Genomic DNA, 15,943 nt, shown 5'->3' with positions numbered 1-15,943 from the left:
CGGGGTTGGTGGGCACGCTTCGCTTTGCCCACCCTACGAGACCTATGCCCTCGCGGCTTCCGCCATATACTTCCGCCACCCGCCATACGCCGTGATGTCGTGCGCGTCGCCCAGCACCTCCGGCTCGACCAAGAAACCCTTCACGCTGCGGCCATCAGCCAGCCGCACGGTGCCAATCGCCATCGGCGCGGGAATCGCGTTGACGAACTTGCCGAAGGCGGACGACGACAGCGACCAGATCTCCAGCTCGATCGAGGCGCCCTTGCCGGCTTCGACGCGTAGCATGCCCGGCTTTGGCGGCGTCGTCTTCAATGCGTAGAGCTTGTAGTCCGCCGCGGTCCTGGTCGCCTCGATCAGCTGGCCGTTCAGCGCTTTCAACTCGCCGTTCAACGCCATGCCGGACAGATGCGCGCCGACCACGGCGATGGGAATCTCGTCGATGCCGCTTGCGGCAAGCGGCGCCAGCGCGGGTTGTGCCGCGCCCTTTGCGCCAAGCGTCAGTTTGGTATCGGCATGGAACACGCGGCCGATGCTCGCGAGCAGCGCGTCGTGGCCGGTGGGCGCAAGGAGCGTGATGCCGAACGGGATGCCGTCGGCGCGCATCGCCGCCGGCAGCGCGAGACCGCAGAGGTCGAGCAGATTGACAAAATTGGTGTAGGTGCCGAGCCGGCTGTTGAGCTCGACCGGATTGGCCAGCACCTGCGCGGTCGTATAGGCCGTCGGCGCCGTCGGCAGCACCAGCGCGTCGATATTGGTGAAGGTGCGTTCGGCGATCTTGCGCAGGCCCTGCAGGCGATAGAGCGCGGAGAAGGTCTCCGCCGCCGTCAGCCGCGCGCCGGCAGCAGTGATCTCGCGTGTCACCGGATGGATCGTATCCGGCGCGGACGCCAGCAGGTCGCGGATCACGAGATAGCGCTCGGCGACCCACGGTCCTTCGTAGAGCAGCCGCGCCGTCTCGTAGAATGGCTCGAGGTCGAACTCGACGAGGGTTGCGCCAAGCGCGGTCCAGCGCTTCAACGCGTCAGCGTAAGCCGCTTCCGCCTTCTTGTCGCCGAAGAAGATCAGCTGTCCACTGCGCGGCACGCCGAGGCGCAGGTTTGCCGGGAGCGGGGTGATCGCGCCAAGCGGCCGGTCGCGCGAGAACGGATCGGCCTGATCGGGACCCGCCATCACGGAGAGCGCCAGCGCGGCGTCGTCCACGGTCAGCGCGAACACCGAGATACAGTCCAGCGTCCGGCAGGCCGGCACCAGGCCAGCGGTCGAGATCATACCGAGGCTGGGCTTGAGACCAACGATGTTGTTGAGCATCGCCGGCACGCGCCCGCTGCCGGCGGTGTCGGTGCCCAATGACAGCGGCACCAGCCCGGCGCCGACGGCGGTGGCCGATCCCGAACTGGAGCCGCCGGGAATGAGATCCTCGCGAATCGCGTTTCGGGGGATGCCGTAGGGCGAGCGCACGCCGACAAGGCCGGTCGCAAACTGGTCGAGATTGGTCTTGCCGATGATGATGGCGCCGGCGGCGCGCAGCCGCTGCACCGCCGTCGAATCATGTGTCGGGATGTACGAGAAAGCCGGGCACGCCGCAGTGGTCGGAAATCCCAGCGCGTCAATATTGTCCTTCACCACGACCGGCACGCCATAGAGCGGCAGCGTGGCGGCCTCCTTGGCGGCGAGCTTCTCGGCTTCCGCGATCGCGTCCTTTTCGTCGCGCAGGCTGATGAAGACGGCGGGATCGTTGTGGTCGCGGATGCGCTGATAGGTGCGCGCAACCGTCTGCGCCGGCGTGAGCGTGCCCGCGCGGTGCGCGGCCACGATCGCGGCAATCGTTTCAGGCTGCTCAGCCCCCATTTCAGCCCTCATGGCGACAAACTCCGGCTACGTCTCTTCACCCGGATCGAAGCAAGCGATGTGCCATTGTGTACAGAATCCGGGCAGGACAAGTGCTGCGGATATTATCGATGGATCAGTGGCTTGTGGGATATTTCGAGCGCCGGCGGGCCTGCGTGTCAGCGCCCTGTTACGGGCATTTGCGCGAATAATGGGCAGCTCACCGGCCTCGAGCTTGCGCCCCAACAATTGTCGTGGCCAACATGCCGGCCAACGCGGTCCGCGACGAGGCTGCGGTCGATCCCGGCTTCCGGGCGAGGAGGAAACCATGACAGCCGCCCCTCGCGGTGATGCTTCGAGCCTGTTCGCGACACCCAGAACCGTTGCCGAGCATCGCGCCGACGGCAGCATCGTGCTGCGCTCGCCCGAGGCCCTGCGCGATGGCGCGCGTTGCGTCGGCGACTGGCTGGAGCAATGGGCGCGGCAGAGGCCCGATGCGATTTTCCTCGCGGAGCGCAGCAGTGCCGAAGCGCCATGGACCACCGTCACCTATGCGCAGGCGCTCCGCAAGGTGCGCGCGGCAGCGTCCTGGATTCTGGCGCAAGGTCTCAGTCCGGAGCGCCCGCTCGCGATCCTCTCCGACAACAGCATCGATCACGCGCTGCTGGCCCTGGCGGCCCAGCATGTCGGCGTGCCCTCGGCGGCGATCTCGCCGGCCTATTCGCTGATGTCCAAGGATTTCGACAAGCTCAAGAGCATGATTACGCTGCTTGAGCCCGCCGCGATCTATGTCTCCGCGACGATGCCGTTTGCGGCGGCGCTGGCCGCGATCAAACCCCTGCATAGCGCGCAGATCATCAGCGGCAATTCAGACGATGCCGATGCGTTGGCCTTCCGCGCCATCGCGGCAACGTCCGAGAGTCCCGACGTCGCAAAAGCCTTCGCCGCGGTGACGCCCGATACGATCGCAAAGCTCCTGTTCACTTCGGGCTCGACCGGCACGCCGAAGGCGGTCATCAACACCCAGCGCATGCTGACGTCCAGCCAGCAGGCCAAGGCACAGACCTGGACGTTTCTCGAGCAAACTGGCTGCGATCTCGTCATTCTCGACTGGCTGCCCTGGAGCCATACATTTGGCGCCAACCACAATTTCAATCTCGTACTGCGCAATGGCGGCTCGCTCTATATCGACGGCGGCAAACCGGCGCCCGGCCTGTTTGCGACGTCACTCGTCAATCTCAGAAGCGTGATGCCGACGGTCTATTTCAACGTGCCGCGCGGCTTCGACATGCTGATCGCGGCGCTGCGCGGCGACGAGGAGCTGTGTGGCCGCTTCTTCAGCGAGGTGAAATTCGCGTTCTACGCCGGGGCTGCGCTGCCGCAGAATCTCTGGGATGCGCTGGAAGAACTCTCGATCAAGACCGTTGGCCGCGCGATGCCGATGGTCTCGGCGTGGGGCTCGACCGAGACGTCGCCGCTGGCCACCGACTGCCATTTCCTCGCGGAGCGGTCGGGCAATATCGGCGTGCCCATCCCCGGCACCGAATTGAAGCTCGTCACCTCGGGCGACAAGTTGGAGGTGCGCGTGCGCGGCCCCAACGTCACGCCGGGCTACTGGAAGGCGCCGGAGCTGACCAGGCAGGCGTTTGACGACGAGGGCTTTTATCTCATCGGTGACGCCGTGAAGTTCGCCGATGTGAACCGGCCCGAGCGCGGCCTGTTCTTCGACGGCCGCGTCGCGGAGGACTTCAAGCTCAATTCCGGCACCTGGGTCAGCGTCGGCACGCTGCGCCTCGCCGGCATCGCCGCGCTGGCGCCGCTCGCGCAGGACATCGTCGTCGCCGGTCACGGCAGCGACGAGGTGCGCTTCCTGGTCTTTCCGAACATCGCCGCGTGCCGCGCGCATGCCGGCCTGCCCGAGACCGCAGGCGTCAACGATGTGCTCGCGCATGACAAGGTCAGAGTCGCGATCGCGCAGGGGCTGGCGAAGCTCAAGCAACACGGCGCCAACTCCTCCGGCCACGCCACGCGTGCGCTGCTGCTCGCCGAGCCGCCGTCGGTGGACGGCGGCGAGATCACCGACAAGGGCTACATCAATCAGCGCGCCGTGCTGACGCGGCGCGCCGATGCTCTGGCGCGGTTGAATGACGATGTCTCGGGTGAATGGATTGGTTGCTACTGATTGCGCGCCGCTGCTCCTAACCTCTCCCCGCTCGCTGGGAGAGGTCGGATCGCCCCGGCGATGCGGAGCATCGTCCGGCGCGATCCGGGTGGTACAGGTCTCACGATCATCTCATCTGCGGAAACAGCCCCTCACCCCTCCCTCTCCCCGTGAAGGACGGGGAGAGGGGGAGAGACAGCTCGCGATACGCCAGCAAACCTGCCGCATTATCCTGCATGATTCTTTTGTTGCCCAAGCAACTAATTTGTGCGAACCGTTCCAGACAGGTGACGGCGGGAGGAACCGCCGCGTCGGATCGGAGGAAGCTATGCTCGGCAGAGAGGGTGCCGCCGGCGAACGACAGCGCATGCCTGGAAATGACAGGGCTCAGCGGCCGCTGCGTGGCCCGTCAGGTCTCGGTGCCGCCGGTCACCGCGCCGAGATTTTCGTGCAGGCGGCGCAACAGGTCGATCAGAACCTCGCGCTCGCCCTTGTCCAGGCAGGACAACAGGCGCCGTTCGCGCTCGAAGGCCGCGACGATCACCTTGTCATGGATGGCGCGGCCCTTCGCCGTCAGCGAGATCGAATGGGTGCGCCCGTCGTTGGGATCGGTGCGGATCGAGATCAGCCCCCGCTTTTCCAGGCCAGCCAGCGTCCGGCTCACCGGGCCCTTGTCGAAACCAATGACGTGGCAGATGCGCGAGGCGGGGATGCCGGGCTCGATCGCCAGCAGCGACATGATCCGCCATTCCGTGACGTTGACGCCGAACTGCCGCTGATAGAACGCGGTGGCGCTGTTCGAGAGCTTGTTGGCGATGAAGGTGATGAACGCGGGGACGTAGCGGTCGAGATCGAGCGTCGGTCCCGTCTCGGCGTGCGCAGGTTTTTGGCGGGCTCTGGTCGAAGACGGCGGCATATCGGGATTCTGTCTCGCGGCGTGTCTGGAGACCTAAGGGTAAGCGCCGCACTTTCACAAGTTCAAAATGAGGGAGGACTTCCATGAGCACATCCAGCTCCCCGGAAATTAACGGTTCGTCGGCCGTCCCGCATCTCGACGTCGATCCTTTCGCAATGGATTTTTTCGCCGATCCCTATCCCACGCATGAGCTGCTGCGGGAGGCGGGACCTGTCGTCTATCTCGACAAGTGGAACGTCTATGGCGTGGCGCGCTATGCCGAAGTTCATGCCGTGCTGAACGATCCCGCGACGTTCTGCTCCAGCCGCGGCGTCGGCCTCGCCGATTTCAAGAAGGAGACGCCGTGGCGGCCGCCGAGCCTGATCCTCGAAGCCGATCCTCCCGCGCACACCCGTACCCGCGCCGTGCTCTCAAAGGTGCTGTCGCCGACGGTGATGAAGGGGCTCCGCGACCGCTTTGCCGCGGTAGCGGAACAGCGTGTGGACGCGCTGCTGGAGAAGCGCAGCTTCGATGCCATCACGGACCTCGCCGAGGCCTATCCGCTGTCGATCTTCCCGGATGCGCTCGGGCTGAAGCCGGAGGGGCGCGAGAATCTCATTCCCTATGCGAGTGTCGTGTTCAACGCCTTCGGCCCGCCGAACCAGTTGCGCCAGGAAGCGATCGCGCGCTCGGCGCCGCACCAGGCCTACGTCACCGAGCAGTGCCAGCGGGACAACCTCACGCCCGGCGGCATCGGCGCCTGCATCCACGCCCATGTCGACGAGGGTGCCATCACCGCCACCGAAGCGCCGCTGCTGGTGCGTTCGCTGCTGTCGGCGGGCCTCGACACCACGGTCAACGGCATCGGTGCTGCGGTGTATTGCCTGGCGCGCTTTCCGGAGCAGTGGCAGCGCCTGCGTGGCGATCCCACCCTGGCGCGCAACGCTTTCGAGGAGGCCGTTCGTTTTGAAAGCCCGGTGCAGACCTTCTTCCGCACGACAACGCGCGAGGTCGAACTGTCAGGCGCGACCATCGGTGAGGGCGAGAAGGTGTTGATGTTCCTGGCGGCTGCCAATCGCGATCCGCGGCGCTGGGACAAGCCTGACAGCTACGACATCACCCGCCGCACGTCCGGCCATGTTGGCTATGGCTCAGGTATTCACATGTGCGTCGGCCAGCTGGTCGCGCGGCTCGAAGGCGAGACAATGCTCGCGGCGCTGGCCCGACGGATCGCAAAAATCGAGATCACGGGCGAGCCAAAGCGCCGCTTCAACAACACGCTGCGCGGGCTCGACAGCCTGCCCGTGAGCATCACGCCGGCCTGACGCGACCGGCATCGAAAACAACAAATACGACAGGGGAGGGAACAATGAAGAACTTGAAGTGGACGCTTGCGCTGGCCGCGAGCCTGATTGGCGGCGCGGCAAATGCCGAGATTTCGGACAATGTCGTGCGCGTCGGCGTGCTCAACGACATCTCAGGCATCTTCCAGGACACCAACGGCATGGGCTCGGTCGAGGCCGCGCGTATGGCTGCCGAGGATTTCAACGGCGGCGGCAAGGGCATCAAGGTCGACATCGTCTATGCCGATCACCAGAACAAGGCCGATGTCGGCAACGCCATCGCGCGCAAATGGCTCGATGTCGAGGGCGTCGATGCGATCGTCGACGTGCCGAACTCGGCCGTTGGCCTCTCCATCAACACGCTGCTGCGCGACAGCCGCATGACGTTCCTGGCATCGTCCACCGCGAGCTCCGATCTCACCGGTAAGGCCTGCTCGCCCAACACCATCCAATGGGTCAACGACACCTGGGCGACCGGCAACACCACCGCGGCCGCCATGGTGTCGCGCGGCGGCAAGGAGTGGTATTTCCTCACGGTCGATTTCGCGCTCGGCAAAGGCATCGAGGCGGAAGCCCAGAAATACATCGAGGCGCATGGCGGCAAGGTGATCGGATCCAGCAAGCATCCGCTCGGCACATCCGACTTCGCCTCCTTCCTGTTGCAGGCGCAGGGCTCGAAGGCGCAGGTGATCGGGCTCGCCAATGCCGGCGGCGACACCATCAACGCGGTGAAGCAGGCGGCCGAGTTCGGGATCCAGCAGGGCGGACAAAAGCTCGTCGCCTTCCTGCTCTTCATCAACGACGTCCACGGCATGGGCATCAAGGTCGCGCAAGGGCTCCAGCTCATGGAAGCGTTCTATTGGGACATGAACGACGACACCCGCGCCTTCGCCAAGCGCTTCGCGGCGCGGCCCGGTATGAACGGCAAGATGCCGAGCGGTAACCAGGCGGGAGTTTATGCCTCCACGCTCGCTTATCTCAACGCGGTCGCCGCGACCGGCAGCGACAACGCCAAGGACGCCGTGCCCGAGATGAAGAAGTTTAGGGGTAAGGACAAGCTGTTCGGCGACACCACGATCCGCCAGGACGGCCGCGTCGTGCATCCGATGTATCTGTTCGAGGTGAAGAAGCCGGAGGAATCGAAATATCCGTACGACTATTACAAGCTGGTCTCGACGATCTCTGCGGAGCAGGCGTTTCGGCCGTTGGCGGAGGGCGGGTGCGGGTTGGTTAAGTAGACTAGCTATTGCGGCGAGCGCAACTGCACCCTCTTCCCTTGCGGGAGAGGGTGGCTTCGCGAACGCGAAGCCGGGTGAGGTGTTCTCTCCGCGAGTCATTCTCTTTCGAGCGCGCTGAGACAGACCCCTCATCCGGCGCTTCGCGCCACCTTCTCCCGCAAGGGGACAAGGAAGAAAAAGCTACACCACCTTGCTGCTTCCCTGCGTGATCAACCTTGCCGCCCGCTGGTCGCGGGCGTAGATCCAGAGCCAGCTCAGGGCGACGCTGAGGCGGTGGCGCAAGCCGATCAGGAAGTAGATGTGGGCGATGCCCCAGATCCACCACGCGATGGTGCCGCGCAGCTTGATGCGGCCGAAATCGATCACCGCCAGCCGCTTGCCGATCTGCGCGAGGCTGCCGGAGTGTTTGTAGCGGAACGGCCCGGTCGGCTCCTGGCGCAGCCGGGCCTTGATGGTCTCGGCCACGTGACGGCCCTGCTGCTTGGCGGCCGGCGCGATGCCGGGCACCGGCTTGCCGTCCCAGGCGTTGATCAAAACGGTGTCGCCGATCGCAAAGATTTCTGGATGACCGGGGATGGTGAGATCGGCCTCCACTTGGACGCGCCCGGCGCGATCGGCCGGTGCGCCCAGCCATTCCGCGGCGGGCGAGGCACGGACGCCGGCGGCCCAGATCTTTGTTTTGGCATCGAGCCGCTCGCCGCCGAACACCACGCCGTCGCGGTCGATCTCGGTGACGGCCTGTCCCAGCACGACCTCGACGCCGATTTTCTCCAGCGAGGCCTGCGCATAGGCCGAGAGGTCGTCGGGAAAGCCTGCGAGCACGCGCGGGCCGGCCTCGATCAGCACCACGCGCGCCTTGTTGGTGTCGATGTTGCGGAAGTCGGCTGGCAGCGTGTGATGCGCCATCTCCGCGATGGTGCCGGCGAGCTCGACGCCGGTGGGGCCGGCGCCGACGATGACGAAAGTCAGCCGTGCCGCGCGTTTGGCCGGATCAGTCTCGCGCTCGGCGCGCTCGAACGCCACCAGGATATGACGGCGCAAGGTGGTCGCGTCCTCCAGCGTCTTCAGGCCGGGCGCGAACTGCTCCCATTCGTCGTGGCCGAAATAAGCGTGCCGCGCGCCAGTGGCGAGCACCAGCGTGTCGTACGGCACCTCGCTGCCATCGTCGATCAGCACGCAGCGCCTGTCGGCATCCACCCCGCTGACGGCCGCAAACAGCGTCGTCACGTCGCGCCGGTCGCGCATCAGATGCCGGACCGGCCAGGCGATCTCGCTGGTCGCGAGCGAGGCGGTCGCGACCTGGTAGAGCAGCGGCTGGAACAAATGATGGTTGCGGCGGTCGATCAGCGTGATCTCGACCGGGCTGCCGGCGAGCCGGTAGGTCGTCTCCAGCCCGCCGAAGCCGGCTCCGACAATGACGACGCGGTGCGGTGTCGTGGTCATGTTGCGCCCTCGAATCTCGCTGCTCTATTCTCTCATTTAAGTGCGGATTGGGCGTGGCGGTCCAATAGCCGTCATCAATGGACGCATAGGCTAAGGGTATCGAGTGTATCGCTATCCCGCGAAAAAGCGCCGCATGCTCCGCCGAAGTGAGTAGAATTATATTTCTTGCTATCGCCGATCGGGGCGAAATATGGTGCAGGGGCGGGCGCCGAGCCATTGGCGGCGCGACAGATTTTGCGTTCAATAGAGATGACCCGGGGCGGCAATCACCCCGCTTCCGGGCATAATAATATGGAGGGGAGTGGTTATGAGGACGGCATTCTGGCTGGCGGGCGCAGCGGCGCTGGTGCTGGCAGGCCCGGCATCCGCCGGCGACACCATCAAGATCGGCTTCGTTTCGACCTTCAGCGGCCCGACCGCCGTGATCGGCAACGACATGCGCAACTCGTTCGAGCTCGCGCTGGATCACATCGGCCGCAAGATGGACGGCAAGCCGGTCGAGGTGATCTACGAGGACGACGGGCAGAAGCCCGACGTCGGCAAGCAGAAGACCGAGAAGCTGGTGCAGTCCGACAAGGTCGACTTCATCGTCGGCTACATCTGGTCGAACGTGCTACTGGCCTCGCTGAAAACGGCCGTGGATTCGCAGACCTTCCTGATCTCGGCCAATGCCGGTCCGTCGCAGCTCGCCGGCGAGCTCTGTTCGCCTTACGTGTTCTCGACGTCATGGCAGAACGACCAGACGCCGGCCGCCATGGGCCTCTACATGAACGCGAACGGCGTCAAGAGCGTGTTCCTGATCGGCCCGAACTATGCTGCGGGCAAGGACATGCTCTCGGGCGTGAAGAGCACCTTCAAAGGCGAGATCAAGGGCGAGGAGTATACGGTCTGGCCGAGCCAGCTCGACTTTTCGGCCGAGTTGGCGAAAGCCCGTGCCTCCGGCGCCGAATCGATCTTCGTGTTCTATCCCGGTGCGGCCGGCGCGCAGTTCCTCAATCAATATGTCCAGGCCGGCCTCAAGAGCACCATGCCGCTCTACACCGCCTTCACTGTCGACGAGACGACGTTGCCGTTGCAGAAGGAAAATGCGTTCGGGGTGTCCGGTGCGCAGGAGTGGGTGAACGACCTCCCGAACGAGCAGAACAAGAAGTTCGTCGCGGACTACCGGAAGAAATATCCGGGCGCCCGGCCGAGCTACTACGGTGCGCAGGCCTATGACGCGGCGCAGCTCATCAACAGCGCGGTGGTCGCCGTCGGCGGCGACACCAGCAAGAAGGATGCGATGAAGGCCGAGATGGAGAAGGCCAACTTCAAGTCGCTGCGCGGCCCTTTCAAATACGGCAACAACCACATCCCAATCCAGAACTTCTATTTGCAGGACGTGGTGAAGGGCGTCGGGGGCGAGCTTACGCTGAAGACCGCTGCCACCATCGTCACGGCCGACCAGGACCGCTTCCACGACAAGTGCCCGATGAAGTGAGCTGATTGCTTCTCCCTCTCCCCGTCCTTACGGGGAGAGGGGTTCTCAGCTCTCTCTCTCTCGTCATTGCGAGCGTAGCGAAGCAATCCAGAATCTTTCCACGGAGGGATTCTGGATTGCTTCGTCGCAAGGGCTCCTCGCAATGACGGCCACTACACCCGCGGCATGCTCACAGGCCGCACTTCGCGTGACTGCGCGGCAAGCCTGATCCCGGCATTGGCTGCACCAAACCCCTGATAATCCCGCCGCTCCACGATCTCGAAGAAGAAACGCTCATCGAAGATGTGGGTGTAGACTTGGAAGAACTCCCCGTCGCCTTCGCGGTCGTAGAGAATGTGGTTGGCGCGCAGCTGGGCCATCAACTCGGGTGCGAGGTCGTATTTGGCTTCGATGTCGTCGTAGTAATTGTCCGGGATATCCAAAAAATCCGCGCCCCGCTTGCGCATTTCCGCGACCGCCGCAAAGATGTCGCGGCAGGAGAATGCAACGTGCTGCACGCCCGAGCCGAAAAACTCCGAGATGAAACGGGCCGGCAGCGTGCGGTTGGCGGATGAGCCGTTGAGCACGAAGCGCAGGCTCTGGTCGCCGTTGATGACGGCCTGGCTTTGCACGAGGCCTCTGGGATCGGCGATCTCCATCTGCGGCAGCCGCTCGAGATCGAGGATGCCGGTGTAGAACAGCAGCCAGGACAGCATCTCGTCGTAGGGCATCGACTGCGCGATGTGATCGACAGCTAGCAGCGCGTGGCCGGCGTCGCTCGGGACCGGTTCGAAATCCGTGTTCCAGTTCTTGCCGGCTTGGTCGAGAAAATACAGCAGGCTGCCGCCGACGCCGTGAATCGCGGGAATCTCGAGCTCGCCCGGCCCGACCGGCTGGTAGAAGGTGCGCGCCTTCAGTGTCTCGGCGCGCTGCAAGACGAGGCCGGCATTGTCGACGTCGAGCGCGATGGCGCAGACGCCGGGGCCATGCGTCACGTAGTGCGAATGCGCAAAGCCGTCGGTCTCGGAGTTGACGACGAGCTCGACCTTGCCTTGCGACCAGCGCTCCACCGCCTTGCTGCGATGCTTGCCGGTCTTGCGGAAACCGAGCTGCGCGAGCAGGCGGGCGAGCTCGCCGGCCTTGGTCTCGTTGACGGCAAACTCGATGAATCCCGTGCCTCCACTTTTGGGCTTGGGCGCCAAGGGTTCGCTGACGAGCTTTGGCCAAGCCGGTGCAAGCTGGTCCTCCAGCAGGATCAGCGAACGCAGGCCGTCGACCGCGGTCTGCACGGCCGAGCCGGCGCGGAATTGGTCGTTGAAGATCTCCAGCGACAACGGCCCGGCATAGCCGGTCGCCGCGACCGCCGCCATGAACTCGCCGACCGGCAGGTCGCCCTGGCCGGGGAAGGAGCGGAAGTGCCGGCTCCACGACAAGATGTCGAGCTCGAGCTTCGGCGCGTCCGCAAGCTGGACCAGGAAGATCTTGTCGCCGGGGATCGAGGCCATCGCGCGGACCGGAAAGCCGGGGGCCAGTGCGTGAAAGCTGTCGAGGATCACGCCGATCGCGGGATGGTCGGCGCGCCGCACGATCTCCCAGGCGTCGCGGTAATCGTTGACGTGGCGTCCCCAGGCCAATGCCTCGTAGCCGACGCGCAAGGACCGCTTGGCGGCGCGCTCGCCAAGCTCGCGAAAATCGTCTGCGGCGCGGTCGATGCCGCCGAGCGCGGCCGGCGACACGTTGGAGCAGATCAGCAGCAGATCGGTGCCGAGCTCCTGCATCAGGTCGAACTTGCGTTCGGCGCGGGCAAAGTTGCGCGAACGCTGCGGCTCCGGCATGCCCTCGAAATCGCGGAACGGCTGAAACGCGCAAATCTCGAGATTGAGGTCCCCGCAGAGCTTTGCGATGTCGCGCGGGCCTGAGCCGAACGACAGCAGATCGTTCTCGAAAATCTCGACCGCGTCGAATCCGGCGGATGCGATGGCGCGGAGCTTTTCGTCAAGGGCGCCGGAGAGAGAGACCGTTGCGATCGAGCGTTTGGTCATGCTGCGTTGTCCTCCATGGCGCCGCCAAGGAACAATTGTCCGATGCGGGGATCATTCAAAATGCGCTTCGCACCGTCGACCATGCGGGTCTGGCCGAGCTCGAGCACGATGCCGATGTCGGAAATCTCCAGTGCCGAGCGTGCGTTCTGCTCGATCATCAGAATGGTGACGCCGCGGTCGCGCAGGGATTTCAGGATGTCGAAAGTCTGCTGCACCATCAGCGGCGACAGGCCGATCGACGGCTCGTCGATCAGCACGAGCTTCGGCTCGAGCAGCAGCGAGCGGGCGATTTCGAGCTGCTTCTGCTCGCCGCCAGATAGCGTGGAGGCCTGCTGCGTCGATTTCCGCCGCAGCGCCGGGAACAGGTCGAGCGCGGCCTCGATCCGGCTCTGCAGGTCGATGCCCTTGCCGGCGGAAACGCCGCCGAGCTCGATGTTGTGGCGCACCGACAGCTCGGGAAAGATGTTGCGGCCCTGCGGCACGTAGCAGATGCCGGCATTGAGCAGCGCGCGCTGGCTCAGATTCGTGACGTCGCGGCCGGCGAAGCTGATTTTGCCCTCGCGCAGCTTGAGCAGGCCGAAGATCGCCTTGAACACGGTGGACTTGCCGGCGCCGTTCGGGCCGATGATGGTGGTGATGGTGGCCTGCGGCACGGCGAAGGTGGTGCCGTTCAGGATCGTCATCTTGCCGTAGCCGCCGACGAGATTGTGAACCAAGAGGATCGGATCGCTCATGGTCGCTCTCCTAATGTCCGAGATAGGCTTCGATCACGGCGGGGTTCTTTCGGACCTCGTCGGGTCGTCCCATTGCCAGCACTTTGCCTTCCGCCATCACCATCACGCGCGAGCACAGCGACATCACGAATTCCATGTTGTGCTCGATCACGACGAAGGTGGCGTTCTTCTCGCGGTTGATCGCGACCAGGCGGTCCTTAAGGTCCGCCAGCATCGACGGGTTGACGCCGCCGGCGGGCTCGTCGAGCAGCACCAGGCGCGGCCCGCCCATGAAGGCCATGGCGGCATCGAGCAGCTTCTGCTGGCCGTAGGACAAGCCGCCAGCAGGCTCATCCGCGAGATGGTCGAGCTTGAAGAAGCCGATCATCTGGTTGGCGGCATCTGTCAGCCCGGCATCGGAGCGGCCGACCAGGCGCGAGGCCATGTTGCCCTGGTGCTCCTGGCCCGCGAGGATCAGGTTCTCGCGCACCGAGAGCTTTGGGAATACCTGCAGGAGCTGGAAGGTGCGGCTGACGCCCAGCTTGTTGAGCTCGGCGGGGCGCAGGCCCGTGACCACCTTGCCGTCGAGCTTCACTTCGCCGCCCGACGGCGTGAGCTGGCCGAGGATGCAGTTGAACAAAGTGGACTTGCCGCAGCCGTTCGGCCCGATCAGGCCGAGAATCTCGCCCTCACGCACGTCGAAGCTGACGTCGGCGACCGCGCTGATGCCGCCAAAATTCTTCCTGATGCTGGTGACTTCGAGGACCGCGCTCATTGCACCGTCTCCAGCCGGGATTTCGCGACGGCGCGCAGCGCGGAGGCCGCCTTGGTGCGGCGCTCGGCGAGATAGCGGTCGAGAATTCCCAAAATGCCGGTCGGCGACCAGATCAGGAGCCCCATCACCGCGACTGCGTAGATCATCAGATAATAGCCCTCGGTGAAGCGCAGCCATTCCGGCAACAGCACCGCGATCATCGCGCCGAGGAACGGACCCAGGAAGAAGCCGGCGCCGCCGACGATCACCATCATCAGGAGGTCGAGCGAGAGCGACAGGTTGAACGGCACGGGATCGATATATTGCGTCAGCGGCGCATAGAGCGCGCCGGCGACGCCGCCGAGCGCAGAGCCGATCGCGAACGCCATCAGCGTATAGCGTCGCGTGTCGACGCCCAGCGACTGCGCCCGCAGCGGGTTTTCGCGCAGCGCCATGAAGACGCGGCCCCAGGGCGAGCGGATCAGCCACCACACTGCAAGCGACACGATCGCGAGCGAGCCGAGACAGACATAGTAGAACGGCAGCGGCTTGTTGGTCGCGATGCCGAAGATGTGCGGCCGCGGAATGTTGGAGATGCCGTAGATGCCGCCGGTGAGCCAGCTCTCGTTGCGAAACACCAGGAAGGCCAGCGTGGAGAAGGCGAGCGTGACGAAGGCGAGGTAGTGGTGCTGCACCCGCAGCGCCGGATAGCCGAGCACCCAGCCGACCGCGAAGCTCAAGGCGATCGCGACGACCATCGCCGCCGGCAGCGGCCAGCCATGCGTGGTCATGATCGCTGCCACGTAAGCGCCGATGCCGACGAAGGCGCCCTGCGCCAGCGAGACCTGGCCCGCATAGCCAAGCGTGAGGTTGAGGCCCATCGCGGCGATGGCCATCACCGCCCATTGGCTCAGGATGAACAGGCCATAGCGGTTGAAGTTCATGGGGACTGCGATCAGCGCAGCGATGACGATGAGGCCGAACGCGATCTTGAGAGGTTTGGCGAAGCCGCTCATACTGTGCGCTCCTCGGCGCGGCCGAGCAGGCCCTGCGGCCGGAACAGGATGACGGCGATCAGGAAGATCATCGGCACGGCGGCGCGATACTGCGTCGAGACATAGGCGGCTGCGAGATTGTCGAGCACGCCGATCAGGAGGCCGCCTGCGATCGCGCCTCGCACCTGGTTGAAGCCGCCGATGATCGCGGCGATGAAGGCAGCCTGGCCCAGCACCTCGCCGGACGTGAATTTCGCGAGGTAGATCGGCGTGATCAACAGCGAGGCGAGCGCGACCAGGAACGCGTTGATCAGGAAGGTCAGGAGAATCATGCGCTCGACAGGGACGCCGATGATGCGCGCCACCGTCGGGTTCTGCGCCGCCGCCTGCATCTGGTGGCCGAGCGAGGTGCGGTTGAGAAGCGCAGTCAAGCCGAAGACGGCAAGGATGGCGAGGAGGAGAACGCCGATGCTTTGCAGCGAGACGGCATAGCCGAGGATGGAGATGTCGCCGGTCGGCACGATCGAGGGGAAGGGTGAGGCTTCGGCGCTGAAGAACTGCTTGACGGCCTCCTTGAGGCCGATCGCGAGCGCCATGGTCGCGATCGCGAGCGGCAGCACGCCGTGGCGTAGCATCGGATCCACCAGCAGCATCTTGAAGGCGAGGCCGAGCAGGAGCATCGAGAGCAGGATGCCGAGGATGATCGCGAGCCAGAACGGCGCGCCGGCATGCATCGCCGCCAGCATCAGGAACGCCGGCAGCATCACGAACTCGCCCTGCGCGAAATTGATGGTCTGCGAGGTCTGCCACAGCAGCGTGAAGCCGACCGCGACCAGCGCATAGATCGCGCCGGTGGCAAGTCCCGCGACCAGAAGATCGAACAGATTGGACATGGGTTCTCTTTGATCGTTAGAGCCCGACTGAACTGGATCGACGCGAGTTTAGGTCTGTCACTCCCTCTCCCCGCTCTTCCTTTTCTCCCTCTCCCCGCGAAGGGCGGGGAGAGGGAGACGAAAGATCTCTCCCCGCATCCGCCTTCGCTAAACCTTCGGCGGGACAGGCGCGGCGAGAGG

12 protein-coding genes are annotated in these 15,943 nt (G+C 64.8%); 4 read left to right on the top strand and 8 right to left on the bottom strand.

Annotated elements, in window-relative coordinates:
- Positions 1-42: 42 nt before the first annotated feature.
- Positions 43-1,848, bottom strand: a complete 1,806-nt coding sequence (atzF, locus tag ABIB91_RS16285; RefSeq protein ID WP_502916983.1) for an allophanate hydrolase — start codon at positions 1,846-1,848, stop codon at positions 43-45.
- Positions 1,849-2,155: 307 nt separating this feature from the next.
- Here atzF and ABIB91_RS16280 point away from each other — a divergent pair, with 307 nt between their 5' ends.
- Entirely contained in the window at positions 2,156-4,009 is a 1,854-nt protein-coding gene (locus ABIB91_RS16280; protein ID WP_354162188.1) for a feruloyl-CoA synthase, read from the top strand.
- 388 nt (positions 4,010-4,397) lie between these two features.
- Here the strand turns inward: ABIB91_RS16280 and ABIB91_RS16275 are convergent, their stop codons facing one another.
- Entirely contained in the window at positions 4,398-4,904 is a 507-nt protein-coding gene (locus ABIB91_RS16275) for a MarR family winged helix-turn-helix transcriptional regulator (RefSeq protein WP_354162191.1), read from the bottom strand.
- Positions 4,905-4,987: 83 nt separating this feature from the next.
- Between ABIB91_RS16275 and ABIB91_RS16270 the strand changes: the two genes are divergently transcribed.
- On the top strand, positions 4,988-6,208 hold the full coding sequence (locus ABIB91_RS16270; RefSeq protein ID WP_354162194.1) for a cytochrome P450: 1,221 nt from the start codon (positions 4,988-4,990) through the stop codon (positions 6,206-6,208).
- A 44-nt stretch (positions 6,209-6,252) separates the two neighbouring features.
- A complete protein-coding gene (locus tag ABIB91_RS16265) occupies positions 6,253-7,464 on the top strand; it encodes an ABC transporter substrate-binding protein (protein WP_354162197.1) in 1,212 nt (403 codons plus the stop codon).
- Positions 7,465-7,644: 180 nt separating this feature from the next.
- Here ABIB91_RS16265 and ABIB91_RS16260 read toward each other — a convergent pair whose 3' ends face one another.
- On the bottom strand, positions 7,645-8,907 hold the full coding sequence (locus ABIB91_RS16260) for an NAD(P)/FAD-dependent oxidoreductase (protein WP_007597949.1): 1,263 nt from the start codon (positions 8,905-8,907) through the stop codon (positions 7,645-7,647).
- A gap of 307 nt (positions 8,908-9,214) precedes the next feature.
- On the opposite strand from ABIB91_RS16260, the gene ABIB91_RS16255 reads away from it, so the two are divergent.
- The gene (locus tag ABIB91_RS16255; RefSeq protein WP_354162199.1) at positions 9,215-10,387 is read left to right on the top strand and encodes an ABC transporter substrate-binding protein; all 1,173 of its coding nucleotides are present in this window, start codon (positions 9,215-9,217) and stop codon (positions 10,385-10,387) included.
- Between the two features lie 152 nt (positions 10,388-10,539).
- Here ABIB91_RS16255 and ABIB91_RS16250 read toward each other — a convergent pair whose 3' ends face one another.
- From ABIB91_RS16250 to ABIB91_RS16230, 5 genes are read right to left on the bottom strand one after another with little or no spacing between them, the layout of a single operon-like run.
- Positions 10,540-12,408 carry a bifunctional sugar phosphate isomerase/epimerase/4-hydroxyphenylpyruvate dioxygenase family protein gene (locus ABIB91_RS16250; RefSeq protein ID WP_354162201.1) on the bottom strand — a complete coding sequence of 623 codons (1,869 nt, stop codon included), beginning with the start codon at positions 12,406-12,408 and terminating at the stop codon, positions 10,540-10,542.
- Positions 12,405-13,142: an ABC transporter ATP-binding protein gene (locus ABIB91_RS16245; RefSeq protein WP_007597945.1), complete on the bottom strand. Its 738-nt coding sequence runs from the start codon at positions 13,140-13,142 to the stop codon at positions 12,405-12,407. Before ABIB91_RS16245 ends, ABIB91_RS16250 begins: the two co-directional genes overlap by 4 nt.
- A 10-nt stretch (positions 13,143-13,152) precedes the next feature.
- Entirely contained in the window at positions 13,153-13,896 is a 744-nt protein-coding gene (locus tag ABIB91_RS16240; protein WP_354162203.1) for an ABC transporter ATP-binding protein, read from the bottom strand.
- Positions 13,893-14,891, bottom strand: a complete 999-nt coding sequence (locus ABIB91_RS16235; RefSeq protein WP_354162205.1) for a branched-chain amino acid ABC transporter permease — start codon at positions 14,889-14,891, stop codon at positions 13,893-13,895. Before ABIB91_RS16235 ends, ABIB91_RS16240 begins: the two co-directional genes overlap by 4 nt.
- On the bottom strand, positions 14,888-15,763 hold the full coding sequence (locus tag ABIB91_RS16230; protein WP_354162207.1) for a branched-chain amino acid ABC transporter permease: 876 nt from the start codon (positions 15,761-15,763) through the stop codon (positions 14,888-14,890). Before ABIB91_RS16230 ends, ABIB91_RS16235 begins: the two co-directional genes overlap by 4 nt.
- Between the last annotated feature and the right edge of the window lie 180 nt (positions 15,764-15,943).

The sequence above is a fragment of the Bradyrhizobium sp. JR4.3 genome (genome assembly GCF_040547695.1).
Taxonomy (GTDB): Bacteria; Pseudomonadota; Alphaproteobacteria; order Rhizobiales; family Xanthobacteraceae; genus Bradyrhizobium; species Bradyrhizobium canariense.
This window is presented reverse-complemented; position numbering and strand designations above follow the sequence as displayed.